At 50.2% G+C, this 25,774-nt stretch carries 23 protein-coding genes; all 23 read left to right on the top strand.

Features of this window, described 5'->3' with window-relative positions:
- Positions 1 to 2,301, top strand: a 2,301-nt coding sequence (mutS, locus tag KQI64_RS07470) for a DNA mismatch repair protein MutS (RefSeq protein ID WP_216524082.1), incomplete at its 5' end; no start/stop codon positions are given.
- Between the two features lie 16 nt (positions 2,302 to 2,317).
- Complete coding sequence (gene mutL / locus KQI64_RS07465) at positions 2,318 to 4,297, top strand: DNA mismatch repair endonuclease MutL (RefSeq protein ID WP_216524081.1); 1,980 nt, start codon at positions 2,318 to 2,320, stop codon at positions 4,295 to 4,297.
- Positions 4,272 to 5,249, top strand: coding sequence for a tRNA (adenosine(37)-N6)-dimethylallyltransferase MiaA (gene miaA / locus KQI64_RS07460; protein WP_253289226.1), 978 nt, complete (start codon positions 4,272 to 4,274; stop codon positions 5,247 to 5,249). The genes mutL and miaA overlap by 26 nt, the downstream gene beginning before the upstream one ends.
- Positions 5,242 to 6,525, top strand: coding sequence for an HlyD family efflux transporter periplasmic adaptor subunit (locus tag KQI64_RS07455; RefSeq protein WP_216524080.1), 1,284 nt, complete (start codon positions 5,242 to 5,244; stop codon positions 6,523 to 6,525). Before miaA ends, KQI64_RS07455 begins: the two co-directional genes overlap by 8 nt.
- Entirely contained in the window at positions 6,503 to 7,216 is a 714-nt protein-coding gene (locus tag KQI64_RS07450) for a YggS family pyridoxal phosphate-dependent enzyme (RefSeq protein WP_216524079.1), read from the top strand. The genes KQI64_RS07455 and KQI64_RS07450 overlap by 23 nt, the downstream gene beginning before the upstream one ends.
- Positions 7,217 to 7,232: 16 nt before the next feature.
- Positions 7,233 to 7,697: a cell division protein SepF gene (locus KQI64_RS07445; RefSeq protein WP_216524078.1), complete on the top strand. Its 465-nt coding sequence runs from the start codon at positions 7,233 to 7,235 to the stop codon at positions 7,695 to 7,697.
- The gene (locus KQI64_RS07440) at positions 7,684 to 8,430 is read left to right on the top strand and encodes a YlmH family RNA-binding protein (RefSeq protein ID WP_216524077.1); all 747 of its coding nucleotides are present in this window, start codon (positions 7,684 to 7,686) and stop codon (positions 8,428 to 8,430) included. Before KQI64_RS07445 ends, KQI64_RS07440 begins: the two co-directional genes overlap by 14 nt.
- Before the next feature lie 12 nt (positions 8,431 to 8,442).
- Positions 8,443 to 9,228, top strand: coding sequence for a DivIVA domain-containing protein (locus tag KQI64_RS07435; RefSeq protein ID WP_216524076.1), 786 nt, complete (start codon positions 8,443 to 8,445; stop codon positions 9,226 to 9,228).
- 29 nt (positions 9,229 to 9,257) lie between these two features.
- Positions 9,258 to 12,023: an isoleucine--tRNA ligase gene (gene ileS / locus KQI64_RS07430; RefSeq protein WP_216524075.1), complete on the top strand. Its 2,766-nt coding sequence runs from the start codon at positions 9,258 to 9,260 to the stop codon at positions 12,021 to 12,023.
- A 63-nt stretch (positions 12,024 to 12,086) separates the two neighbouring features.
- The gene (lspA, locus tag KQI64_RS07425) at positions 12,087 to 12,563 is read left to right on the top strand and encodes a signal peptidase II (RefSeq protein WP_216524074.1); all 477 of its coding nucleotides are present in this window, start codon (positions 12,087 to 12,089) and stop codon (positions 12,561 to 12,563) included.
- The gene (locus KQI64_RS07420) at positions 12,556 to 13,473 is read left to right on the top strand and encodes an RluA family pseudouridine synthase (protein ID WP_216524073.1); all 918 of its coding nucleotides are present in this window, start codon (positions 12,556 to 12,558) and stop codon (positions 13,471 to 13,473) included. The genes lspA and KQI64_RS07420 overlap by 8 nt, the downstream gene beginning before the upstream one ends.
- 208 nt (positions 13,474 to 13,681) lie before the next feature.
- Complete coding sequence (gene rplS, locus KQI64_RS07415; protein WP_216524072.1) at positions 13,682 to 14,029, top strand: 50S ribosomal protein L19; 348 nt, start codon at positions 13,682 to 13,684, stop codon at positions 14,027 to 14,029.
- Positions 14,030 to 14,138: 109 nt separating this feature from the next.
- Positions 14,139 to 14,843, top strand: coding sequence for a signal peptidase I (gene lepB / locus KQI64_RS07410; protein ID WP_216524071.1), 705 nt, complete (start codon positions 14,139 to 14,141; stop codon positions 14,841 to 14,843).
- Positions 14,844 to 14,906: 63 nt separating this feature from the next.
- Entirely contained in the window at positions 14,907 to 15,785 is an 879-nt protein-coding gene (gene ylqF / locus KQI64_RS07405; RefSeq protein ID WP_216524070.1) for a ribosome biogenesis GTPase YlqF, read from the top strand.
- Positions 15,782 to 16,384, top strand: coding sequence for a ribonuclease HII (locus KQI64_RS07400; protein ID WP_216524069.1), 603 nt, complete (start codon positions 15,782 to 15,784; stop codon positions 16,382 to 16,384). The genes ylqF and KQI64_RS07400 overlap by 4 nt, the downstream gene beginning before the upstream one ends.
- Positions 16,381 to 16,764: a YraN family protein gene (locus tag KQI64_RS07395; protein WP_216524068.1), complete on the top strand. Its 384-nt coding sequence runs from the start codon at positions 16,381 to 16,383 to the stop codon at positions 16,762 to 16,764. The genes KQI64_RS07400 and KQI64_RS07395 overlap by 4 nt, the downstream gene beginning before the upstream one ends.
- The gene (locus KQI64_RS07390) at positions 16,751 to 17,677 is read left to right on the top strand and encodes a dipeptidase (protein WP_216524067.1); all 927 of its coding nucleotides are present in this window, start codon (positions 16,751 to 16,753) and stop codon (positions 17,675 to 17,677) included. Before KQI64_RS07395 ends, KQI64_RS07390 begins: the two co-directional genes overlap by 14 nt.
- A gap of 53 nt (positions 17,678 to 17,730) precedes the next feature.
- Positions 17,731 to 19,239 carry a threonine synthase gene (gene thrC, locus KQI64_RS07385; RefSeq protein WP_216524066.1) on the top strand — a complete coding sequence of 503 codons (1,509 nt, stop codon included), beginning with the start codon at positions 17,731 to 17,733 and terminating at the stop codon, positions 19,237 to 19,239.
- Entirely contained in the window at positions 19,239 to 19,928 is a 690-nt protein-coding gene (locus KQI64_RS07380; RefSeq protein WP_216524065.1) for a metallophosphoesterase, read from the top strand. The genes thrC and KQI64_RS07380 overlap by 1 nt, the downstream gene beginning before the upstream one ends.
- A gap of 62 nt (positions 19,929 to 19,990) precedes the next feature.
- Entirely contained in the window at positions 19,991 to 21,271 is a 1,281-nt protein-coding gene (tig, locus tag KQI64_RS07375; RefSeq protein WP_216524064.1) for a trigger factor, read from the top strand.
- Between the two features lie 54 nt (positions 21,272 to 21,325).
- Positions 21,326 to 21,907, top strand: coding sequence for an ATP-dependent Clp endopeptidase proteolytic subunit ClpP (gene clpP / locus KQI64_RS07370; protein WP_216524063.1), 582 nt, complete (start codon positions 21,326 to 21,328; stop codon positions 21,905 to 21,907).
- 13 nt (positions 21,908 to 21,920) lie between these two features.
- A complete protein-coding gene (gene clpX, locus KQI64_RS07365; RefSeq protein ID WP_216524062.1) occupies positions 21,921 to 23,255 on the top strand; it encodes an ATP-dependent Clp protease ATP-binding subunit ClpX in 1,335 nt (444 codons plus the stop codon).
- 109 nt (positions 23,256 to 23,364) lie between these two features.
- Complete coding sequence (lon, locus tag KQI64_RS07360) at positions 23,365 to 25,773, top strand: endopeptidase La (protein WP_216524061.1); 2,409 nt, start codon at positions 23,365 to 23,367, stop codon at positions 25,771 to 25,773.
- Position 25,774: the final 1 nt, after the last annotated feature.

The raw sequence follows: 25,774 nt of genomic DNA, 5'->3' as shown, positions 1-25,774 counted from the left end.
AAGGGTCTTGTAAAGCGCGATATTATCCGCGTAATAACGCCCGGCACCGTAATGGAGCAGAGTATGCTCGACGAGAGCCGCAACAACTACATCTGCTCGATGTATTCCGAGAATAAAAACACAGGCTTGTGTTTTTGCGATATTTCTACAGGAGAATTATACGCAACCGAAATCTCAGGTAAAGATTCATACAGGATACTCACGAATCAGCTTACGTCCTACAGCCCGCGTGAAATTCTTTTCGGCGGCGACATTGTCGACATGAAGGAGCTGCCCGCTTTTATCAAGAGCAGACTGTCCGCCGACGTTGAAATGCTCGAGGACGACAGGTTCGAGCTGAGCCTTTGCCGAAAGACCTCAGAGGAACAGTTCCCGGAGGACTTTCACCTTATCTCGGACAAGCCCGCCGTTATCAGCTCCGTCGGTGCTCTCATAAACTATCTTCGCGAAACCCAGATGAGCGGTCTTGAGAGAATAAACCGCCTTGAGCTTTACAACGAGAGCCAGTATATGCGCCTTGATTACAACACACAGCGCAACCTTGAGCTGACACAGACCATGCTCTCAAAGTCAAAGACAGGCTCTCTGCTGTGGGTCATCGACAAGACAAAAACAGCGATGGGCAAGCGCCTGATACGATCATGGCTTGAACATCCGCTGATGAATATTTCAAAGATAAACAACCGTCAGAGCGCGGTCGAGGAGCTTGTAAACGACACCGTGATGCGGCTTGAGCTTACAAGGACGCTCAGCGGTATCCACGATATCGAGCGATTGATGACTAAGATCGTCTACGGCTCCGCTAACGCCAGGGATTTGCGCGCACTGTGTTCGGCGATCACCGATTTGCCCGAGATCTCCGATTTGATATCAGGCTGTCAGTCGTCTTATTTGAGGCTGGTTTACCGCAACCTCGATCTGCTCGAGGACATTCATTCGCTTATCGACTCGGCGATTGTCGATGAGCCTCCGTTCTCTGTAAGAGAAGGCGGAATGATAAAGGAAGGCTACAACAAGGAGCTTGATCTTGTCAGCAACGACATGAACAACTCCAAGGATATCCTCGCTCAGATAGAAGCGCAGGAGAAAGAAAAGACCGGTATCCCGAAGCTTCGGATAGGATATAACAAGGTTTACGGGTACTTTATCGAGGTCACCAATTTCTACAAGAATCTCGTTCCCGATACATATATCCGCAAGCAGACCCTGACCGGCAGCGAGAGGTACATAACTCCCGAGCTCAAGGAGCTTGAGGGCAGGATCCTCGGCGCTAAGGACAGAGCGGTTTCGCTGGAATACATGCTCTTTGACAATGTGCGGACGACCGTTGCCGATAACCTCAACAGAATACAAAGCACCGCTAAGGCGATAGCGGCGCTCGATGTTATCGTTTCGCTTTCAAATGTCGCTTCCGACAACCGATATGTCCGTCCCGACGTCGACCAGTCCACCGCGATCGTGATCAAGGATTCGCGGCACCCGGTGGTAGAGCTGCTGCTGAAGGGCTCGTCATTTGTACCGAATGACGTAAACCTCGACACAAAGGGCGAGAGGGTAGACATAATCACAGGCCCGAATATGGCGGGCAAGTCGACGTATATGCGACAGATCGCGCTGATTGTCCTTATGGCTCAGATGGGCAGCTTCGTGCCCGCTTCATCGGCTAAAATCGGCATCGTCGACAGTATTTTCACCAGAGTCGGCGCGTCGGACGACCTCGCCTCGGGACAGTCGACCTTCATGGTCGAGATGAACGAGGTTGCGAATATAGTCAAAAATGCTACTTCAAAAAGCCTGTTGATTCTCGACGAAATCGGACGCGGCACCTCGACCTTTGACGGCATGAGCATCGCCAGAGCGGTTCTCGAATATTGCGCTGACAGGAAGAAGCTCGGCGCCAAGACATTGTTCGCGACTCACTACCATGAGCTCAGCGTAATGGAACAGCTGCTCGACGGCGTAAAGAACTACAATATTGCCGTAAAGAAACGCGGCGACGACATAACCTTCCTGCGCAGGATAGTACCCGGCGGAGCGGATGACAGCTACGGTATCGAGGTAGCGAAGCTCGCAGGCGTGCCGAATACAATTATCACACGCGCGAAGGAGATACTCGCCGACCTGGAGAGCGGCAAGGCGGAAACGATAGTCGAACGGGTTAACGTCAACGAGGACACCCAGCTCTCTCTTATGGGAGTCGCTTCAAGTCCCGTTATCGACAGGCTTAAATCGGTTGATCTGAACACACTCACTCCGATTGAGGCGATGAACTTATTATACGAATTAAAGAACATGATATAGAATGGAGGTGACTGCATTGGGAGTAATAAATGTGCTTGACAAGCACGTAGCCGAGCTTATCGCGGCGGGCGAGGTCGTCGAACGACCCGCTTCCGTAATCAAGGAGCTCGTCGAGAATGCGATTGACGCGGGTGCAAAGCACATCACCGTCGAGATAAAAAACGGCGGCACTACCTTTATGCGTGTCACCGACGACGGCTGCGGATTCCTTCGCGATGACATCAAGCTCGCGTTTCTCCGTCACGCCACAAGTAAAGTCAAGGTTCAGGACGACCTTGACCGTATCGCTACTCTGGGTTTTCGCGGCGAGGCTCTCGCTTCGATCAGCGCGGTATCACGTTTGCAGCTCATCACCAGAAACGCAGGCGACGAAATGGGGACCTCGTATGTTATCGAGGGCGGCGAGGAAAAGTCCTTTGACGACGCGGGCTGTCCCGTGGGCACGACCTTTGTAATAAGGGATTTGTTCTACAACATTCCCGCTCGCGCGAAATTTCTCAAGAAGGACGTTTCCGAGGGCAACAGCGTTTCGAATATTGTCGACAAAACCGCGCTCTCACACCCTGAAATAGCCTTCACATTCGTTCGCGACGGCAAACAGGCGCTGAAAACCTCCGGCGACGGAAAGCTCAGCTCGGCGATTTATGCCGTGTTCGGCAGAGAATTCGCGTCGGGTCTGATTCCAGTTGATTATCAGCTCGACGGTATTACCGTTACAGGCTACGTTTCAAAGCCCGTTCACGCCCGTCCGAACCACAATATGCAAAATTTCTTCATCAACGGCAGATACGTCAAGTCCCGTACCGCTATGGCGGCGCTCGACGAGGCGTTCAAGGGCTCGGTCATGGTCGGCAAGTTCCCGTCCTGCGTACTCAATCTGACACTTCCGTTTGAAGCTATTGACGTAAACGTACACCCCGCGAAAATCGAGGTGCGTTTCATAAACGAGCGTCCTGTTTTCGACGCGGTTTACCATGCCGCAAAGTCCGCTCTCTTGAAGCACGACGACAGAAAGCAAGCGCATTTCAAAGACAATTCCGCTGTTCACGAGATAGAGCGCAGCAGCACCTTCAACACCGCTCAGGCGGTATTCCGCAAACCCGCGCCGCCTAAACCTCGGCCTCAGCCGCCGATAAAGCCGAAGGACGAGTTCAATCCGTTTGACGAGGTTGAGTTTGTAAATCCCGCGCCAAAGGTTCAGTCCATTGACAGTCTGAGCGTGAAGGAAAACACAAATCCGTTTGACGTGTATTCAAAACAGGCGGTAAAAAATACAAAACGCGAGGAAAGCTATAAGCCGGCTCAGACCTTGCCGCTGATTCAAAAAACCGATTCTCCAAAACCGGCTGCTGTAAATCCGCCTGAGGAAATCGTAGTTACCGAAAAAGATAACAGCGAGCCGGTTGTCCTTTACGAACAGCAAAAGGACGAGCTGAAATACGTTGGCGAGCTTTTTGATACATACATAATCGTCGAGAAAAACCAAAAGGAAATGCTGCTTATCGACAAGCATGCCGCTCACGAGAGAATAATCTACGAGAAGCTCAAAGCTGAAAAGGCAGGCTCGTCGGCACAGCTTCTGCTTACCCCGATAACCGTTACTCTCGGAAAAAACGAGTACGACGCGGCGATACGACACCTCGATATGTTTTCCGACTGCTCGTTTGAGGTCGAGGACTTCGGCAACAGCACTGTGCTTGTCAGAAGCGCTCCGCAGTACATAGACGCGTCCGAGGTCGCCGACTGTGTGACCGAGATGGCAGACTACATCTCAATGGGCAAGAATGACATCTTTACCGGCAAGATGGACTGGTTTTATCACAACGTCGCCTGCCGCAGCGCTATCAAGGCGGGACATAAAAACTCCGCACAGGAGCTCATAGACATCGTTAAAACCCTTGAGGAAAATCCTCAGATAAGGTACTGCCCGCACGGCAGACCCGTCTGTATCGTAATGAAAAAAAGCGAAATTGAAAGACAGTTTGGCAGGGCGTGATATTTTGAGTGAAAAACAGAAAATCATATCCGTAGTCGGACCGACCGCATCGGGGAAAACCCGTCTCGCGGTCGAGCTTGCCAAAATATTTGACGGCGAGGTGATTTCCGCCGACTCCATGCAGATTTATCAGGGAATGCAGATTGCGACCGCAAAGCCCGATGATAATGAAATGCAGGGTATACCGCACCACCTCATAGACTTCGTTCCGCCCGGAGAGACCTACTCCGTAGCGATGTTCACGCAGGACGCCAAGCGCTGTATTGAGGATATCGCTTCAAGGAACAAGCTGCCCATTCTCGCCGGAGGTACAGGTTTGTACATAGACTCTCTGCTGCAAAACATCAAATTCAGCGACGAGGAACGCGACGAAGAACTCAGTCAAAGACTCAGACAAAGGTATGAGCTGGAAGGACTGGAGCCGCTGCTGCAAACTCTCAGCGAAATAGACCCTCAGTCATATGAGCGGCTTAAAGAGGGCAGAAACCCCAAGCGCGTTATCCGTGCGATTGAATTCTATTACACCACAGGAAAAACGATTACTGAGCAGAACGAACAGTCAAGGCTCGAAGAAACGCCTTATGACGCAATAAAGCTCGGTCTGGGCTTTATCGACCGCGAAAAGCTCTATGACAGAATCAACCTCCGCGTTGACCTGATGCTCCAAAACGGACTGCTTGAGGAAGCGCGTCAGGTGCTGAGTTCTGACCTCAGCCGAACCTCTGTAATGGCTATAGGGTACAAGGAGCTTGCGCCGTATTTTGACGGAGAGCAAAGCCTTGAGGAATGTATTGAAAAGCTGAAACGCGAAACCAGACGCTACGCTAAAAGGCAGCTTACATGGTTTAAAAGAGATAAGGAACTTAATTGGCTGTATGTCGACGAAGAATCCTGTTTTGACGATCTTCTCGACAAAGCCGTTCAAATCATAAAAGGAAGGTTATATGGATAAGCTACTGTTCAAACGCATACTTGTCGCGGCGCTTACCTTGCTTGCCATCATATACGTCGCGTATCTTTTGATAAGCGCGAATTTTGACATGTATCCCACAGAGAACGCGGTGCAGACCACAGTCACAGACAAGATCTATTCGAACGCGTTCATTATCCGCGACGAGAACCTGATCGAAAACACCGCTCACGGTGTGCTCTCGTATTCCGTTGCGAACGGAGCCGCCGTAAATGCGAACGGAGAAATTGCCAAGGTATATGACAACGCTGAGGACGCACTTGCCCACAGCACCGCCGAGGAGCTGCAAAAGAAGAAGGAATCGCTCGAATATATCCAGAAAAACACCGTTTCGGGCACCATGAATATCGACATCATCAACAACAATATCAAAAACAAGCTTATCAACTACCTCGACGACGCCAACAACGGCAATATCGACAAGACATATTCCGACGCGGACACGCTTCTTACATATATCAACCAGCGCTTGCTCTACACTGGAAAGCTCAATGATTTCAGCGAGGAGATAGCCTCTCTTTCCGAGCAGATAAGCACGCTCAACAACAGCGCCGGAAGCAGCAAAGGCTCTATAAAAACAACAAAGGCGGGTTATTTCACCGAGTTCTGCGACGGCTATGAAAAAGCCTTCAGTTACGATGACATCGGCAAGATGACTCTTGATGATCTGCATAACATGAAAAAGGGCTCCGTTCCCGACAATACCGCCGGCAAGGTCATAGGCAATGTAAAGTGGTACGTAGCCTGCGAGGTCAATTCCGACCAGGCGGCGAGCCTGAATATCTGGGACAGCTCGGTAACTGTTCTGTTCTCGGAAGCGTCGTCGGAAGCTATTCCCGCCGAAATCTACAAGGTTTCTCAGCCTGAGAAGGACGGCAACGCGCTTGTTATCCTCCGCTGCGACTATATGGACGACGGTATTCTCGAGGCGAGGCAGGAACCCATTGAAATTGGCATGGGTACCTACACAGGTCTGAGAGTCAGCAAGCGCGCGATCCACGACGACTTCGTCACCAAAACCACCTACGACGACAACGACAATCCTCACAAGGAGGAAAAGAAGGTGCAGGGCGTTTACGTGCTCTACGGCAGCGAGGTCCAGTTCAAACAGATCTCGATCCTCTATGCTGACGAGGACTACGTAATCTGCGACCCGAACCCCGCGGAGGGTATTCTCTTTAACGGCAGCACAATTTCACTTTATGACAAGGTAATCGTAAAAGGAGACGATTTGTATGACGGCAAGGTCATTCACTGATGTAGAATATAATTACAGGAAAATCAACGAGGAGATCGCCGAGGCGGCTTTGAAATCCGGCAGAAAAAGAGAGGATATAACCTTTCTCGCCGCCACAAAGACCGTGGACGCCGAGACCATTAATCACGCTATATCGCTCGGACTTGACCACATAGGCGAAAACAGAGTGCAGGAGCTGCTCTCAAAGTACGAGGACTACAATCTCGAAAACTGTTCTCTGCAGTTCATCGGTCACTTGCAGACAAACAAGGTCAGACAGATCGTCGGTAAGGTTGACCTTATTCAGTCGGTCGATTCCGTAAAGCTCGCAAAGGAGATTTCCACCCAGTCACTTAAGAGAAATCTCAAAACCAACATACTTGTCGAGGTCAATATCGGCAGGGAGGAGAACAAATCGGGCGTGTTTGAGGAAAATCTCGAGGAATTGCTCGCAGAAATCGCAGGATTTGATGGGATTTCTGTACAAGGATTGATGACAATTCCGCCAATTTGTGATAATAAACATAAAATTTCTGAATATTTTAATAAAATGCACAACTTATTTATTGACATATCGCAAAAAAAATTAGATAATATAAGTATGAATATACTTTCTATGGGTATGTCTGATGATTACCGTGAGGCTATCCTTGCGGGCGCAACAATGGTTAGAATAGGATCGGCGCTTTTCGGCGCAAGAAACTATACATAATTAGGAGGAAATAGAAATGGCAGGAATAGTAGACAAGTTTAAGCGCATGTGGGACGCTCCCGACGACGAATACGAGTATGACGAGTACGGTTACGCCGACGAGGGTGACGATGATTACGAGGAAGAGGCTCCCAGAGAGCGTGAGAGAGTAAGCTCTGATTCAATGGGCAGAAACAAGGTAGTCAACATCCACGCGACAGCAAAACTTCAGGTTGGTATCTTCAAGCCTGAGCGCTTCGGCGAGGAGACACGCTCGATTGCGGACGAGCTGATTAAAACGCACACCGTTGTACTCAACCTTGAGGACACCAATAAGGATATGGCAAGAAGAATCCTTGACTTCCTCAGCGGCGTCGCTTACGCGAATAACGGCAAAATCAAAAGAGTAGCGTCAAATACATATATCATTATCCCGAGCAACGTTGACCTCACCGGCGACGACCTGCTCGACGAGTTAGAAAACAGCGGTGTATACATCTGATAACGATAAGCTGTTTCTTTCTCAGCTTGACGACGCCGTTTATCTTTGTCAGCAAAGACAAAAGCCGTATTTCTTTCCGTTTTTAAGCGAGAGAAAGCAGGCAGTCGCCAAGCGTTACCTTGATTCTGCAGGCTTTATGACCTACCGCTTCTTCGGAGGATATCAGGACAGCGAACGAAAGGTTCTCGGACTTTATTTCTATGAAGAAATCGAGGACTTTCCCGTTACCGCGCTTGAAATCACCTTCCGCAAGGCGGACAAGCTTTGCCACCGGGATTTTCTCGGAGCGCTGATGTCGCTCGGTATCGAGCGCGACACCGTCGGAGATATTCTGATAGAGGACGGCAGATGCATCGTCTTTGTCAAAACGGAGATAAGCTCCTACATCACCTCGCAGCTTTTCAAAATCGGAAATGCCGGAGTGAAGATTAAGGAAGCGGACTCCCAAAGTCTGCCGCAGGGCAGAGGCTTTGACGAGGAATCTTATGTTGTCGCGTCTCTCAGACTTGACGCTGTCGTTGCCGCGGTCACGGGCTTGTCGCGCGAAAAGACAAAGCAGCTTATCAGCTCCGGTAACGTAACGCTCAACTTTTTGCCCTGCGATAACGTCAGCAAGGGCATAGATAGCGGCGACACCCTGAGCATACGGGGCAAAGGTAAATATAAAATAAACGGTGTATTAGGGGAAACAAAGAAACACCGTACCAGATTATCAATTATTCACTACAGATAAGGAGTTCTAAAAATGCTTACTATTGATGAAATCAAAAATGTCAGCTTCAGAAAAGCAACTCTCAGCGGCGGCTACAGAGCCGAAGATGTTGACGCGTTTATAGACGAGGTCATCGCGTCATTTGAGCAGCTGAAAAAGGAAAAAACCAATCTTGTACATAAAATCGACAGACTTGCTACCCGCCTTGAGGAGTACAGAGCCGACGAGGAAACCGTAAGAAACGCACTTCTCACTTCTCAGAAGATGTCTGACGCCTGCATCAAGGAGGCTAGAGAGAAGGCTGCGAGAATTCTCCGCGACGCTGAGGAAAAAGCTCAGGCCATTACCGCCGAAGCCAACAACCAGACCGCTCTTGAGAAGGAAAACTATATCCAGCTCCAGGCAGACGCGGTCAACCTCAGAGCAGAGCTTATCGAGCTCTACAGAAGCCACATCAAGACAATCGACGACCTTCCCACCAATGCCGACCTTGAAAAAACGACCGCGGAGCTCAACGAAAAATATCCCACAACTCCCGTAGAGCCTCAGCCCACATTCAATCCCGCGGATTACCGCCAGGAAAACTACGCTCAGGATTATTCACAGCAGAATTATGAAGAGCCTGAGTATGACGCGCAGCCCGAGGAAACTATCGCACAGCCCCAGCAGTTCAGACAGCCCGCCAGAAGACAGCAGTATCCCGCAAGACCTGCTCAGGGTGAGAACGAAGGTATGGACGGCACAAAGGTTGCTTCAAAGCGCCCGAGCAAATTTGCTCACCTCAAGTTCGGCGACAACTACGACGTTTCCGCCGACTGATAAACTAATATATTGGAGAGATAACAACAATGTCCCAGGATTATAACGCAACACTTAATCTTCCGAAAACCGATTTTCCGATGCGTGCGGGTCTGCCTAAGAGCGAGCCTGTAACCCTCAAGAATTGGGAGGACGAAAAATTATATGACAAGCTCATGGAGCGCAACGAGGGCAAGCCTCTCTTTGTGCTGCACGACGGACCTCCTTACGCGAACGGAGATATTCACCTCGGTCACGCGCTTAACAAAATTCTTAAGGATTTCATAGTCCGCTACAAGAACATGGCGGGCTTCAAGGCTCCGTATGTCCCCGGTTGGGATACCCACGGCCTTCCCACCGAGCTCAAGGCGAGACAGAAGGCTGGTATCGGAAGCTCCGCGGATATCTCCGTGGTTGAGCTGCGCAAGCTCTGCGAGGAGTTCGTTACCGGCTACATAAACGACCAGAGAGAGCAGTTCAAGCGTCTCGGCGCGATCGGCGAATGGGACAATCCTTATATCACCTTAAAGCATGAATTCGAGGCGGAACAAATCAAGGTATTCGCCGAGATGGCAGACAAGGGCTACATCTATCGCGGCTTAAAGCCCGTTTACTGGTGCCCCGAGTGCAAGACAGCTCTCGCCGAGGCTGAAATCGAATACGCCGAGGATCCCTGCCATTCGATCTATGTTAAATTCAGAGTAACCGATGATTTGGGCAAATTTGCCGCCATGGGCATCGACCCTCAAAAGGTATCCTTCGTAATCTGGACAACGACTACATGGACGCTTCCTGCCAACGTTGCTATCTGCGTCGGTCCCAGATTTGAGTATTCCGTGATCAAGAGCGGAGATGAGTACTATGTAATGGCTACCGAGCTTTACCGCTCCGCCATGGAGGAAGCCGGCATTACAGACTTTGAGGTCGTCGCGACAATCAAGGGCAGTGAGCTTGAGTACATGAAGACTCAGCATCCCTTCCTTGACCGCGAGTCGCTTCTCATTGTCGGCGAGCACGTAACTCTCGAAAGCGGTACCGGCTGCGTTCACACAGCGCCCGGTCACGGCGTTGACGACTACAACGTCTGCCGCAACTATCCCGAGATTCCCGTAATCTGTCCCGTAAACGGCGACGGCGTTCTCACAGAGGAAGCCGGTCAGTTCGCGGGTCTTACAACCGACGAGGCTAACAAGAAGATCGCTATTCACCTCGACGAGACGGGCTCTCTGTTCGCACTCAAGAAAATTATCCACCAGTATCCGCACTGCTGGAGATGTAAATCACCGATTCTGTTCAGAGCGACAGACCAGTGGTTCTGTTCCGTTGACGACTTCAAGGACGACGCTGTAAAAGCTATCAACGAGGTCGAGTGGATTCCCTCTTGGGGCAAGGACAGAATCACCTCGATGGTAAGGGAGAGAAAAGACTGGTGTATCTCCCGTCAGAGAAAATGGGGCGTTCCGATTCCGATTTTCTATTGCAGAGACTGCGGCGAGCCCCTGATTGACAAGGCGGCTATGCTCGCTGTCGCCGACGTATTCGCTAAGGAAGGTTCAAATGCGTGGTTTGACCACGACGCTTCCGAGATGCTTCCCGAGGGTACCAAGTGCTCAAAGTGCGGCGGCACCTCGTTCGACAAGGAAAAGGATATCATGGACGTCTGGTTCGACAGCGGTTCCTCACATACCGCCGTTGTAAGACGCCGCGGATATCTCAAATTCCCCGCGGACCTCTATCTCGAGGGCAACGACCAGTACAGAGGCTGGTTCCAGTCCTCGCTGCTCACCTCTGTAGCTACAATGGGCACCGCGCCTTACAAGACCGTTCTGACTCATGGCATGATTCTCGATATGGAAAAGAGAAAGATGAGTAAGTCGCTTGGCAACGGCATCAGTCCCCAGGAGGTTATCAAGCAGTACGGCGCCGACGTATTAAGACTCTGGGTCGCTTCCTGTGACTATCAGTCCGACGTCAACATTTCCTTCGATATTCTCAAGCAGCGCTCCGAGGCGTACAGAAAGATCAGAAATACCGCAAGATATATCCTCGGCAACCTGTTTGACTTTGATCCTGATAAGGATATGGTACAGCCCGACACTCTGCTTCCTATCGACAAGTGGGCTCTCGCAAAGCTCAACAGCCTTATTGACAAGGTCAAGGAAGCGTATGACAATTACGAGTTCCATATCGTATATCACAGCATCCACAACTTCTGCGTCGTAGATATGTCTAACTTCTATCTCGACGTATTAAAGGACAGACTGTATACAGAGAAGGCTGATTCTCCGCGCAGAAGAGCCGCTCAGACAGCCATGTACCTGATTCTCAACGCGATGACCAGAATGGTTGCTCCGATTCTCGCGTACACCTCAGACGAAATCTGGAAGTTTATGCCGCATTCTGCCGCTGACGAGGCGTCTCACGTTATCTACAACGAGATGCCCGAGAAGGTCGCGGTTGACGTAGACGACAGCTTTATGGAGTTCTGGAACCGCATTCACGAGCTCAGAGACGACGTTAAGAAGACTCTTGAGCCGATGATCAAGGAAAAGACTATCAAGAGCTCGCTCGAGGCTAAGGTAACTCTCAGCGCCGGCGGCGAGACCCTTGAATTCCTCAAGAAAGCTGAACCGGAGCTTGCTGACGCGTTTATAGTCTCAGAGGTCGTTATTTCCGATAACGGCGCCGAGCTTGACATCACCGCCGAAAAAGCGGAGGGTGAGAAGTGCGAGCGCTGCTGGGCAATCAGAAAATCCGTAGGTGTAAACGCCGAGCATCCCACGCTCTGCGCACACTGCTGCGAAACATTAAAATAAACAATTTTGAAAATCGGTGTGATTACGGTTGCACCGATTTTTGATTATACTTTGGAGGTATGTATGCCTTTTATCGCTCTTGCAATCGGCGCTTTGATAGTCGCCATTGACCAGCTTATCAAGTATTTCGTGAACACTGGACTGAAACCCGTGGGCGAAATCAGCGTTATCGACGGACTTTTTAAGCTCACGTATGTTGAAAACCGCGGAGTCGCCTTCGGTATGTTCAAGGACATGCGCTGGGTATTTATTATCCTCACTTCAATTCTGCTCGCGGTCATAATTTTCTATATGTTCAAAAAACGTCCCTCGGGCAAGTTCTTCTATATTTGCGCGGGTATGATTATCGGCGGCGGAATCGGAAACCTGATTGACCGCGTTATCTACGGCTACGTGATCGACTACCTCAGCATTTCCTTCTTTCCTCCTGTCTGCAACTTCGCGGACTACTGCATCACAATCGGCGTTTTGCTGCTCGTGATCTATATTTTCTTCTTCTCGAACACATTCAAATCAGACAAGGGAAAAATCAATGACTGAGCACAGGCTGATTTGCACTGAGAGCGGAGTAAGGCTTGACAAGTTCATCGCGGACGCCGATATCGGCGTTTCAAGAAGCGCTGCGGCTGCATTGATTGAAAGCGGCGGCGTCAGTCTTAACGGCAAAGGAGCTAACAAAAAACAGAAGCTCAAGGTAAACGACGAGGTTATTGTACAAATACCCGACCCCGTTCCGTATGAAGCCAAGGCTGAGAATATTCCGCTCGATATCGTTTACGAGGACGGCGATCTGCTCGTTGTCAACAAGCCGAAGGGTATGGTGGTTCATCCTGCCGCCGGAAATTATGACGGTACGCTTGTCAACGCCCTGCTGTACCATTGCGGCGACAGCCTCTCGGGTATAAACGGAGTCATGCGGCCGGGTATCGTCCACCGTATAGACAAGGACACCAGCGGACTGCTTATTGTCGCCAAGAACGACGAGTCCCACAAAATCCTTTCCGAACAAATTAAGGAGCATTCCTTTACCAGAGAATACGAGGCTGTGGTTTGGGGAAATGTCAGGGAAGATGAGGGCACTGTAAATGCGCCCATAGGCAGAAACCCTAATGACCGCAAGAAGATGTGCATCACTCCAAAAAACAGCAAGGAAGCCGTGACGCACTACAGTGTTATTGCAAGATACAAGGGCTATACTCATATCCGCTGTGTGCTCGAAACCGGACGCACTCACCAGATTCGCGTACACATGGCGTCACTGGGTCACCCGGTTGCCGGCGACCTGGTTTACGGTGTAAAAAGTGAAAGAGTCGCGTTTGAAGGACAGTGCCTGCACGCTAAGAAAATCGGGTTTGTGCATCCGACAACAGGCGAGTACATGGAGTTCGACTCAGAGCTTCCTGCGTACTTTAATAATTTTTTAACAAAACTGAGAAATATATCCGCGTAAACTTTTTCCAAAAAGTGCTTGCAATATAATTCTATTTATGATATAATAGCCGAGTAGGTTTGGAAAAGTCTATGCCAGACCTGTTGCATTTGGTTCCGTCGTTTTCCGACGACGTGGTCAAACAGCGGCGCAAGCCGTCATTTTGAAACTGATAGTCCGCTGCCATGGAAGGGTATGAATATCGGGTAAATAATTAGGAGGATGAAAAATGGACGCATTAAAGACAATTGCGGCTGAATCAGTGAAGGAAACCACTCCTGAATTCGGCATCGGTGATACCATCAGAGTATCAGTGAACATTCGCGAGGGCAACAGAGAGAGAATCCAGATGTTTGAGGGCACCGTTATTGCCAAGAGAGGCAGCGGCGTAGCCGAGACATTCACCGTCAGACGCGTAGCATACGGCGTCGGCGTAGAGAGAGTTTTCCCGCTCCATTCCCCGAACGTAAAGGACATCAAGGTTGTCCGCTACGGTAAGGTTCGCAGAAGCAAGCTCTATTATCTCCGCGACAGAGTCGGTAAGGCCGCAAAGGTTAAGGAACAGATTCGTAAGTAATTCTCGAATAATAGTTAAAGGGAACTTGCTTAAGTTCCCTTTTTCCTTAATTTGCTAAAAGTAGGTGATAGGATTGAGCGACACACCGTTTAACAAGGATGGCTCAAGGATGCCCTCCGACATAGACCTTTCAATTGATATTAACCCCGATTTGTACGCGAACAGCAAGCCCCATCCGAGCTACGACAAGTTCTATAAGGCGGCGGAATATGCTACCGAACAGGCTGACAGCAAGGCTTCTTCGGAGGATAACAGTCAGAAGGGCTTCGTCACAGCCAAAGCAGACGGCATGATGGCGGGCGTTTATGACTGGATTCGCTGCATTATCTTCGCGATTGCGATCGTGGTTATTGTACTTACCTTTGTTTTCCGTCTGGTTGACGTTGAGGGTACGTCGATGTGCGACACCCTCCAGACCAAGGATAAGGTAATAGTTACTAACCTGTTATACACACCGCGCGACAATGATATCGTTGTTATCTCACACGGCGCGGAGTACAAGAAGCCCATCATCAAGCGCGTTATCGCAACAGAGGGTCAGACCCTTGAGCTTGATTACGAAAACGAGAAAATCATCGTTGACGGCATTGAGATTTCCGAGCCGTATATCAAGGGAACCACCTTCTCCGGCAACTACGGCAACAATGTGATCCCGTCCGTCATTCCCGAGGGAAAGATTTTCGTAATGGGTGATAACAGACAGGTATCGCTTGACAGCCGCAGCACCGAGATCGGTCTGATCGATGTCAAGGACGTCATCGGTAAAGCGCAGGTTGTAGCCTTCCCGTTCGACCATTTCGGATATCTTTATTAATCAGATTTTAAGGCCTATTTCTTTCAAAAGGAAATAGGCTTTGTTTTATAGAAAGAGGATAATATGAGTGATATGCAGACAATACAGTGGTTTCCCGGGCACATGACCAAAACCAAGCGGCAGATACAGGCTAACCTCAGGCTCGTTGACGCCGTCGCGGAAATCATTGACGCGAGAATTCCCGTAAGCAGCCGAAACCCCGACCTCGACAAGCTCATTCAGAACAAGCCGAGGGTTATTCTTATGAACAAGTGCGACATGGCGAACCGCACCGCTACAAAAATGTGGATCGACCACTACGCCTCTCAGGGTATTACGGCAATCGCCGTCGACTGCAAGAGCGGCACGGGACTGAATAAATTCCCTCAGGCTGTCAATACGGTTATGAAAGAAAAAATCGACCGTCTGAAATCAAAGGGCATGAAGAACCCCACAATGAGAATCATGATCGTCGGTATTCCGAACGTAGGAAAATCCTCGTTTATCAACCGTATTTCAAAGCAGAACCGCGCGAAGGTTGAGGACAGACCCGGCGTTACCCGAGGCAACCAGTGGTTCACGATAAGCAACAACCTCGAAATGCTCGACACACCGGGTGTATTATGGCCTAAGTTTGACGACAAGCTCGTCGGCGAGCATCTGGCGTTTACGGGAGCGGTCAAGGATCAGGTAATCGATATCGAGCTGCTCGCCGTAAGACTGCTCGACTTTCTCAAACAGCTTAAGCCCGCGGATTTCATCAGCCGCTTCAAGCTCGAGGATCTTGATTTGGACAACACAGATTCGTACGAGCTGCTGAGTATGATCGGCAAGAAGCGCGGCATGCTCGTATCCGGCGGAGAAATCGACACCGAAAGAGCCGCGATCATGCTGCTCGACGAATTCAGAGCGGCAAAGCTCGGCAGAATCACGGTTGAAATGCCGAACGGAGAATTGAAATGAACTGGCTTGAATTTGAACAGAATGCGATTAATAAGGGTTACAGCGCTGTTTGCGGAGTGGACGAGGCAGGCAGAGGCCCGCTTGCGGGTCCCGTTTGCGCTGCTGCCGTAATACTTCCCGAGGGCGTTGTGATCGACGGCGTGAACGACTCAAAGAAGCTAAGCGAGAAAAAGCGCGAGGCGTTGTTTGAGGTCATAAAGTCGACCGCGGTTTCATACTGTATAGCGTACTCGAGCGTCGAGGAGATCGAGGAAATCAACATTCTCAACGCCACAATGCTCGCGATGAAGCGCGCCGTTGAAGGCCTTTCCGTTAAAGCGGACTACGCAATGATTGACGGCAACAAAATACCCGATCTGAGCATAGACGCGGAGTGTATCGTCAAGGGCGACGCGAGGTCTATGTCAATTGCGTGCGCGTCGATTCTCGCGAAGGTATCAAGGGACAGACTGCTATATGAGTATGCAAAGGAATATCCGCAGTACGGCTTTGACAAGCACAAGGGCTACGGCACAGCCATGCACCGCGACGCTATCCGTCAGTACGGCCCTTGTCCGTACCACCGCATCAGCTTTTTAGGAAACATTCTGAAAAAATGAAAACAAAGACTATAGGTGATATCGGCGAGGAATACGCCGTTAATTACCTGAAAAAGCACAGATACAAAATTCTCTCAAGGAATTATAGAAAGCGCTTCGGCGAAATTGATATTATCGCGGAAAAGAAAGGCACGGTAGCCTTTGTCGAGGTAAAAACCCGCCACGAGAATCCGCTGACAAGGCCGTTTGAGGCGGTTGACACCAAAAAGCAGGAGAAAATCTACAGGACATCACTTGCGTACATTTACGAGAACGATCTCGACTGCCAGTACCGCTTCGATGTCTGCGAGGTTTATGTAAACAGGGACACACTCAAGCTGATACAGATAAACTACTTTGACAACGCCTTTATTCCGGAGAGTGACAATGGATATTATTGATTTACACTGCGACACGCTTTACAAGTCCGTGACGGAAAATATCTCCTTTGGAAGCAGCAGGGCAGAGGCAAAGCCCAACCGCGACCCTGAGTCACACAAGCTGCAATGCTACGCGATCTGGATTCCCGATTCCTGTCCGGGAGATGAAGCAGAAGCGCTGTTTTTGATGGCGCACAAACGTCTGCAAAGGGAATGCAAAGAACAGGGTATCAAAATAATCAAACCGCATCAACCCTTGGACAGCTTCCGAAAATATTCGAACACCGCCTTTTTTACAGTCGAAAACGGTCTGGCTCTGAATGGTAAGCTCGAAAACGTCAGACTTCTTGCCGACTGCGGAGTGCGCATGATGACACTGACGTGGAACGCCGCAAATCAGATAGGCGACGGCGCTGACGTAAAGGACGGGCATGGTCTGAGCGGGTTCGGAAGAGCCGCCGTCCGCGAAATGGAGAAGTATCATATTATCGCCGACGTTTCGCACGCGTCGCAGAAGCTGTTTTATGATGTAGCGGAAATTGCAAAAATGCCGTTTGTCGCTTCACACTCAAACGCGTACTCCGTTACGCCGCACAGGAGAAATCTGACCGACGAACAGTTTATGATAATCAAGGAACGCGGCGGCTTGGTCGGGATAAATTTCCATAACGCGTTTCTCAACAACGAGCCGGAAAAGGCTTGCATAGAGGATATTATAAGACACACCGAGCATTTTCTCTCGCTCGGCGGAGAGGATACAGTCTGCTTTGGAAGCGATTTTGACGGCGGCACACTGCCGAATGACTTCTCCGACAGCAGTGTTTATGACAAGATATATGATATTATGTGCAAAAGAAATTACAAGGAAGCGCTGATAAAAAAGATTTTTCATCTGAATGCGCTTAATTTCTTCGAAAACTTTGACAATCGCTGAAATATGTAGTAAAATAAATTGTTGTTTAAAGCTCTTTTGAAAGGAAGATTGAAATGTTGTATAACAGCACCCAAAACGCGGCTGAAAAGGTAGAGGCCGCACAGGCAATCTCACAGGGTATTTCAAAGGACGGCGGTCTTTTTGTACCGCAGGAGTTCCCGAAATACGACGAAGCGACCTTCAAGGCGCTGCTCAAGGAAGATTACAGAGGCAGAGCTAAAAAGGTATTCTCCGATTTTCTGACCGACTTCACAGACGACGAAATCGCCGACTGCGTTGAGAAGGCTTACACCGAGGAGAAATTCGGCGGTTCAAATCCCGCTCCGATCGCTTACACAAAGCTTAACGGCAGACCTCTCAATATTCTTGAGCTTTGGCACGGTCCCACCTGCGCCTTCAAGGATATGGCGCTCCAGATCCTGCCGCACCTGCTCACAAAATCCCTGAAAAAGACATACGACGGCAAGGATGCTGTTATTCTCGTTGCCACCTCGGGCGACACGGGCAAGGCCGCTCTCGAGGGCTTCAAGGACGTTGAACACACCAAGATCATTGTGTTCTATCCCGTAAACGGCGTAAGTCCCATGCAGAAGCACCAGATGAACACCCAGGAAGGCGCGAATGTCAAGGTCTGCGCTATCAAGGGCAACTTCGACGACGCTCAGACAGGCGTAAAGAAAATCTTCACTACTCCCGAGATCTCAGAGAAGCTCGCCGAGAACAACATGCTTTTCTCGTCCGCAAACTCCATCAACTGGGGCAGACTTCTTCCGCAGATCGTTTACTATATCTCCGCTTACTGCGACCTCGTCAACGACGGCAAGATCGCGTTCGGCGACAAGATCAACGTTGTAGTTCCCACAGGCAACTTCGGCAATATCCTCGCTTCCTACTACGCCAGCCTGATGGGACTCCCGATCAACAAATTCATCTGCGCCTCCAACTCAAACAACGTTCTCACCGACTTCATCAACACCGGTGTATACGATAAGAACAGACAGTTCTATACAACAATGTCTCCTTCAATGGATATTCTCGTTTCCAGCAACCTTGAGCGTCTGCTCTACAAGCTCTCCGGCGACAGCGACGAAACCACAAGAGCATGGATGAACGCTCTCAAGACCGAGGGCAGGTACGAGGTTACCGACGAGGTCAAGGCTCTAATGCAGGAGAAGTTCTTCGGCGGCTTCTGCGACGACGGTCAGACTCAGGCTACCATCAACCGCCTCTTCAAGGAGGATAACTACCTCTGCGATACTCACACCGCCGTTGCCGTAAATGTCTACGAGCAGTATGTTGCAAAGACAGGCGACACCACTCCGTCGATCATCGCTTCAACCGCGAGCCCCTACAAGTTCTCGCGCTCGGTTCTTGAGGCGGTATCTCCCGACGGCATTCTGCCCGTCAACGAGTTTGATATGGTAGATAAGCTCAATGAGCTGACAGGCATGCCCGTACCCGCGCCTCTTGCGAACCTCAAGGACAAGAAGGCACGCTTCTCCGACGTTACCGAAGCGAACGAGATGCCCGCCTATGTTCTCAAGGCTCTCTCAATCGACTGATGTCACTGTACGTTATCGGAGATCTGCACCTCTCGCTCGGAGAGGATAAGCCAATGGACGTTTTCGCGGGCTGGAACGACTACGTTTCACGCCTTGCGGAAAACTGGCGCAGTCTGGTTACTGACGACGACACCGTCGTTGTCGCGGGCGATATTTCCTGGGCAATGAAGCTCGAGGATACCTACACCGACTTTAAGTTTATTGACGATTTACCGGGCAAAAAGCTCTTTTTGAAGGGAAACCACGACTATTGGTGGGCGACAAAGAGCAAAATGGATAAGTATCTTGCCGAAAAAGAGCTGAGTACCATTTCCATTCTCTTCAATAACGCCTACGTCTGCGGCGACTTTGCCGTCTGCGGCACAAGAGGGTGGTTCCTTGAAAACGACACCCCCGAGGATATCAAGGTGCTCAACCGCGAGGTCGGCAGACTGAAAATGTCGATCGACGCCGCAGTGAAAACAGGCAAAGAGCCTGTCGTTTTCCTGCACTATCCGCCGTATTACCGCGGAGTGGAGTGTCCGGAGATCATGGACGTTCTGATAGAGTACGGCATAAAGAAATGCTACTACGGCCATATCCACGGCAAAAGCGGCTTCCGTTTGGCGTATGAGGGCGAATACAAGGGTGTTGATTTCAGACTTATTTCGGGTGACAGAATAGGTTTCATGCCGGTTTTAGTCAGATAACTTGATTTATAGAAATAATTGTGTTATAATAAGACGATATTTAAAAAATGGAGGAATTCAAAATGGCACTGAAGGAATTTACAAAGAAGGAAGCTGCCAATTCATATGAGCTCGTTGTCACCGTAGACGGCGAGACCTTTGAAAAGGCTATCAACAAGGTATACAAGAAGCAGGTTAAGAGCATCAATATCCCCGGATTCAGAAAGGGTAAGGCTCCCAGACATATTATCGAAAAGATGTACGGCACAGAGGTATTCTACGACGACGCTATGCAGGACTGCTATCCCGACGCTCTGTATGAAGCTGCCAAGGAGCAGAACCTTGAGATCGTTGCAGTAGAGAAGCTCGAGGCTGTTGAAGCAGGCAAGGAAGGCTTTACCTTCAAGACCGACATCATCGTTAAGCCCACTCTCGAGGTTGAGGGCTACAAGGGCTTTGAGATCGAGAAGAAGTCCACTGAGGTCACCGAGGAGCTTATCAACGAGGAAATCGACAAGGTTCGCGACCGCAACTCCAGAATGGTCACCGTAGAGGGCAGAGCCGCCCAGAACGGCGACACCGCTGTAATCGACTTCGAGGGCTTCGTTGACGGCGTTGCTTTCGAGGGCGGCAAGGCTGAGAAGTACAGTCTTTCACTCGGCTCGGGCAACTTCATTCCCGGCTTTGAGGAGCAGGTTGTCGGTCACGAGGCAGGCGAGGAGTTCTCCATCAATGTTAACTTCCCCGAGGACTATCAGGCTGAGGAGCTCAAGGGAAAGGAAGCTGAGTTCAAGATCAAGCTTCACGAGCTCAAGGAGAAGGAGCTTCCCGAGGTTGACGACGAGTTTGTAAAGGACGTTTCCGAGAAGGAGACCGTTTCAGAATACAGAGATGAGCTCAAGGAGACAATCGCTGCCCGTCTTAAGGACGAGGCAGAGAAGGACGTTGACAATCAGATCTCCGAGAAGCTTATCGAGCTTGCTCAGGGCGACATTCCCGAGCAGATGTACGACAACCAGGCTAACGACATGGTAAGAGATTTTGAGATGCGTCTGCGTTCACAGGGCATGGATCCCAAGATGTACATGCAGTACATGGGCATGGATATGGCCGCTCTCAAGAATATGTACATGGACGAGGCCGAGAAGAGAGTCAAGCTCAGACTTGTTCTCGAAGCTATCGCAAAGCAGGAGAACCTCGAAGTAACCGAGGCTGACCTCGATGAAGAATACAGCAAGATGGCTGAGGCTTATAAGGTTGAAGTTGAGCAGGCTAAGGCTTCCGTTCCCGCTGATTCTCTCTCCGAGGACATCAAGGTTCAGAAGGCTCTCGATATCGTAAAGAACAGCGCGGTTATTAAATAATTTGAATATTATCAGATAACCTGCTAAACAATAATTTAGAAAGGTTTTGATATTATGCCATTAGTACCTTACGTAGTAGAACAGACAAATCGCGGCGAGCGTTCCTACGACATATATTCCAGACTTCTCAACGACAGAATCATCATGCTTCACGACGAGGTCAATACCGCGACCGCAAGCGTCGTTGTGGCACAGCTTCTGTTCCTCGAGAGTCAGGATCCAACAAAGGACATCAGCCTTTATATCAACAGCCCGGGCGGCAGTGTGACCGACGGTCTTGCGATTTACGACACCATGCAGTATATCAAGTGCGATGTTTCCACAATCTGCATGGGCATGGCGGCTAGCATGGGCGCATTCCTGCTCTCAGCGGGAACAAAGGGCAAGCGTCTTGCGCTTCCCAATTCCACAATTATGATTCACCAGCCTCTCGGCGGCTATAAGGGTCAGGCAACCGATATGGAGATCCATACCAGATATATGCTCGACACCAAGGCTCGCCTGAACAGGATCCTTTCCGAAAACACCGGAAAGCCCCTCGAGATTATTCAGAACGACACCGAGCGCGACAACTTTATGACCGCTCAGGAGGCTCTTGAATACGGTTTGATTGACAAGGTTATTGATAAAAGATAAGGTGAGATAATCCATGGCGAATAAAAACAACGACAAGGAAATCTACTGTTCATTCTGCGGAAAGCCGCAGGATATGGTAGCAAGGCTCATCGCGGGCAACGGCGCGTATATCTGCGACAGCTGCGTCGAGCTTTGCATGAATATCATTGAGCAGTCGGGCGAGGTTGAACGAGGCCGCGACCGCGACTATTACAAGCCGTCAGCGCCTCAGTTGTCCGACGAGGATTTCGCCGAGCTTTTAAAGCCAAAGGAAATTAAGGCGATTCTTGACGAGTACGTTATCGGTCAGGAGGACGCGAAGATCACGCTGAGCGTAGCTGTGTATAACCACTACAAAAGAGCTTTCGCCGGCGACGACTCCGTCGACTTCGCAAAGAGCAATGTTTTGCTGCTCGGTCCTACGGGCGTGGGAAAAACCCTGCTCGCCCAGACTCTTGCCAGAGCGCTTGACGTACCCTTCGCCATCGCCGACGCCACAACTCTCACCGAAGCGGGATACGTCGGAGAGGATGTTGAGAATATTCTCCTAAAGCTGATTCAGGCAGCCGATTACGACATCGAGCGTGCGGAACGCGGTATCATTTATATCGACGAGATCGACAAGATCGCCCGCAAGTCCGAGAACCCGTCAATTACCCGCGACGTCAGCGGCGAGGGAGTTCAGCAGGCTCTGCTTAAAATCGTTGAGGGCACTGTAGCGAACGTACCTCCTCACGGCGGAAGAAAGCACCCGCAGCAGGAATTTTTGCAGATAAACACAAAGAATATCCTCTTTATCTGCGGCGGTGCATTTGACGGACTCGAAAAGATAGTTGAGAAGCGTCAGGGCAGCTCCGTTATCGGCTTCGGCTCGGATATCAAGTCCCGCAAGGAGCTTGACGAGTCCGACTGGATGAAGGACGTTGTCGCTCACGACCTTGTTAAATTCGGTATTATACCCGAGCTTATAGGCAGACTTCCCGTCATTACCGCGCTCAGCGGTCTTGATACGGAGGCTCTTGTAAAAATACTAACCGTTCCCAAAAACTCAATCGTTCAGCAGTACAAAAAGCTCTTTGAGCTTGACGGCGTCGAGCTGTACTTTGAGGACGAGGCGCTTGAGGCAATCGCTCAAAAGGCGTTTGACCAGCGCACGGGCGCCCGTGGACTCAGAGGTATTATGGAAGGTATTCTCAAGGACTTGATGTTCGAAACACCGTCCGATGATACGATCGAGAAAATAATTATCACCAAGGCAGCGGTAACAGACGGCGCTCAGCCGCAGATTACACGCAGAAAAGAAAAGGCAACTTTCCCTGTCAAGCTGCAGAGAAGAGAAAAACGCTCCAAGCGCAGCTCGGCGTCTTAAACAAATTATTAAGCGGTAGGTTGTTACTGCTTTAAGGGCAAATACCGCGCGGCTTCGGCTGCTTTGCGGTTTTGCCCTCTTTTACTATTTTGAACAGAAAGGAAACAATATGGCTGCAGAAAATAAAGACACAATGATAGTACCTGTGCTGCCTTTAAGAGGGCTTGTTGTGTTTCCGAAAGCTCTGATTCATTTTGACGTAGGCCGTCAGAAAAGCATCACCGCGATAAACAAGGCTATGAAGCGCGATCAGATGATTTTTCTGTCGACTCAGATTGACGCGACAAATAACGATCCAAAGCTGATTGACGTATATACAACCGGAGTGATTGCAAAAATCGTCCAGGTTCTTAAGCAGCCCGAAAACGTGACCCGAATTGTAATTGAGGGCAAGTTCAGGGCAAAAATCGTCGCTCCCGTTCACGACCCGAGCGGACTTATGGCTGAGGTTCAGCCGATTCCCGAACCGATTATCGATCACGACGACTTTGACACTGCGCTGATGCGAGCTGTCAAAAAAGAATTTGAGGAGTACATTGATATCTCTCCGCAGATTCCATCAGACATTATCTTCAAGGTTGCGCTATGCAAGCATGCCGGAGAGCTTGCGGATTACATAGCCGCAAATATGGCGCTCGACTATCAGGTAAAACAGGAAATCCTCGAGATCCGCTCTCCTGTAGAGCGTCTGCAGGACGTGCTCGACGTTCTTATCAACGAGAACTACATTCTCCGGCTCGAGGACGAAATCAACCGCAAAGCCCGTCTGAGAATTGACGAGAGTCAGCGTGACTTCTTCCTGCGCGAGCAGAAGCGCGTAATTGAGGAGGAACTCGGCGAGGACGACAATCCCTCTGAGGACGCGGAGGAATACGCCGAGCGCATTGAGGAGCTTAAGCTTGACGAAAAATCCGCTGACGTTCTTCTCAAGGAATGCCGCAAACTGATGAAAATGCCCTACGGAAGTCAGGAGGCTTCGGTTATCCGCACTTACCTTGACACCGTGCTCGACCTTCCGTGGAACAAGTCGACAAAGGACAAAATCGTCATTCCAAAGCTCAGAAAAGAGCTCGACAGAACCCACTACGGCCTTGAAAAAATAAAGACAAGGATCATCGAGCAGCTTGCCGTCAAAAAACTCAGCAACAAGCAAAAGGGGCAGGTCATCTGCTTTGTGGGACCGCCCGGCGTCGGAAAAACCTCTATTGCCAAGTCAATAGCGGACGCAATCGGCAGGAATTCCCAGAGAATAGCTCTCGGCGGCGTAAGGGACGAGGCTGAGATCCGCGGTCATCGCCGCACATATATCGGTTCTATCCCCGGCAGGATCATGGCTGCCATACAGTCGGCAGGCTCAAATAACCCGGTGCTTATCCTCGACGAGGTGGACAAGCTCGCGAGCGATTACAAGGGCGACCCGACCTCGGCTCTGCTTGAGGTGCTCGATATTGAGCAGAACAACAAGTTTGTTGACCACTACATAGATATTCCGTTTGATCTCTCCAACGTCATGTTTATTACTACGGCGAACGATCTGGGAGCGATTCCGGCGCCTCTGCGCGACAGAATGGAAATCATCGAGATCAACAGCTATACCCGCGAGGAAAAGTTCCATATCGCGAAAAAGCACCTTATCCCGAAGCAGCTCGATCTCTGCGGCTTTACCGCGTCTGAGGTCAAGTTCACAAAAAAAGGAATTTATCACCTGATCGATTTCTATACAAGAGAATCCGGCGTGCGTACTCTGGAGCGCACTATCGCTTCAATTCTTCGCAAATGCGCCGTCAAAAAGCTCGAGGAAGGTATTGAGAGCTTCAAAATCGACGAGAAGGAAATCGAAATGCTCCTCGGCAACAAGAAATATCTGCCTGATACCATCAGCAAAAAGGATGAAATCGGCATTGTCAACGGTCTCGCTTGGACTTCTGTCGGCGGCGAGCTGCTTCCGATCGAGGTCGCAATCATGGACGGCACCGGCAAGCTCGAGCTGACAGGCTCGCTGGGCGATGTTATGAAGGAGTCCGCGAAAATCGCGATAAACTGCATACGCAGCCATGCCGATGTTCTCGGAATCGACGCTGAGTTCTATAAGAACAAAGACATACACATCCACGCGCCTGAGGGTGCTGTCCCGAAGGATGGTCCGTCGGCGGGTATCACGATGGCAACGGCGATTTACTCTGTGCTGTCCTCGAAGGCGGTAAGACACGACGTCGCCATGACCGGCGAAATTACCCTCAGGGGTAAGGTTCTGCCCATTGGCGGTCTGAAAGAAAAGAGTATGGCGGCTTATAAGCAGGGAATTACCACTGTGATTATTCCTAAGCTCAACGAGCCGGATATCGATGAGTTCGACGACGCGGTTAAGGAAAACATCAGCTTTATCCCCGTTGAGAACCTTATGGACGTGCTGTCAATCGCGGTTATCGACCCCATCAAGGTCAGCGAACGCGAGTGGAACAAAACGCGTCTGCCTTCGCCGATGTCAAACGCGAATGTCGCGAGACTGACGCAGTAAG

Source organism: Lachnoclostridium sp. MSJ-17 (genome assembly GCF_018918205.1).
GTDB lineage: Bacteria > Bacillota > Clostridia > Oscillospirales > Acutalibacteraceae > Ruminococcoides.
Note: the sequence above shows the minus strand (reverse complement) of the source record. Positions and strands in the feature narration are given on the sequence as shown.

Coding starts and splice junctions, on each gene's coding strand:
- KQI64_RS07455 (WP_216524080.1), top strand. CDS start 5,242: ATGGATAAGCTACTGTTCAAACGCATACTTGTCGCGGCGCTTACCTTG.
- lepB (WP_216524071.1), top strand. CDS start 14,139: ATGCCCTCCGACATAGACCTTTCAATTGATATTAACCCCGATTTGTAC.
- lspA (WP_216524074.1), top strand. CDS start 12,087: ATGCCTTTTATCGCTCTTGCAATCGGCGCTTTGATAGTCGCCATTGAC.
- KQI64_RS07390 (WP_216524067.1), top strand. CDS start 16,751: ATGGATATTATTGATTTACACTGCGACACGCTTTACAAGTCCGTGACG.
- KQI64_RS07450 (WP_216524079.1), top strand. CDS start 6,503: ATGACGGCAAGGTCATTCACTGATGTAGAATATAATTACAGGAAAATC.
- thrC (WP_216524066.1), top strand. CDS start 17,731: ATGTTGTATAACAGCACCCAAAACGCGGCTGAAAAGGTAGAGGCCGCA.
- clpX (WP_216524062.1), top strand. CDS start 21,921: ATGGCGAATAAAAACAACGACAAGGAAATCTACTGTTCATTCTGCGGA.
- KQI64_RS07435 (WP_216524076.1), top strand. CDS start 8,443: ATGCTTACTATTGATGAAATCAAAAATGTCAGCTTCAGAAAAGCAACT.
- lon (WP_216524061.1), top strand. CDS start 23,365: ATGGCTGCAGAAAATAAAGACACAATGATAGTACCTGTGCTGCCTTTA.
- tig (WP_216524064.1), top strand. CDS start 19,991: ATGGCACTGAAGGAATTTACAAAGAAGGAAGCTGCCAATTCATATGAG.
- KQI64_RS07400 (WP_216524069.1), top strand. CDS start 15,782: ATGAACTGGCTTGAATTTGAACAGAATGCGATTAATAAGGGTTACAGC.
- ileS (WP_216524075.1), top strand. CDS start 9,258: ATGTCCCAGGATTATAACGCAACACTTAATCTTCCGAAAACCGATTTT.
- KQI64_RS07395 (WP_216524068.1), top strand. CDS start 16,381: ATGAAAACAAAGACTATAGGTGATATCGGCGAGGAATACGCCGTTAAT.
- KQI64_RS07380 (WP_216524065.1), top strand. CDS start 19,239: ATGTCACTGTACGTTATCGGAGATCTGCACCTCTCGCTCGGAGAGGAT.
- KQI64_RS07445 (WP_216524078.1), top strand. CDS start 7,233: ATGGCAGGAATAGTAGACAAGTTTAAGCGCATGTGGGACGCTCCCGAC.
- clpP (WP_216524063.1), top strand. CDS start 21,326: ATGCCATTAGTACCTTACGTAGTAGAACAGACAAATCGCGGCGAGCGT.
- KQI64_RS07420 (WP_216524073.1), top strand. CDS start 12,556: ATGACTGAGCACAGGCTGATTTGCACTGAGAGCGGAGTAAGGCTTGAC.
- rplS (WP_216524072.1), top strand. CDS start 13,682: ATGGACGCATTAAAGACAATTGCGGCTGAATCAGTGAAGGAAACCACT.
- ylqF (WP_216524070.1), top strand. CDS start 14,907: ATGAGTGATATGCAGACAATACAGTGGTTTCCCGGGCACATGACCAAA.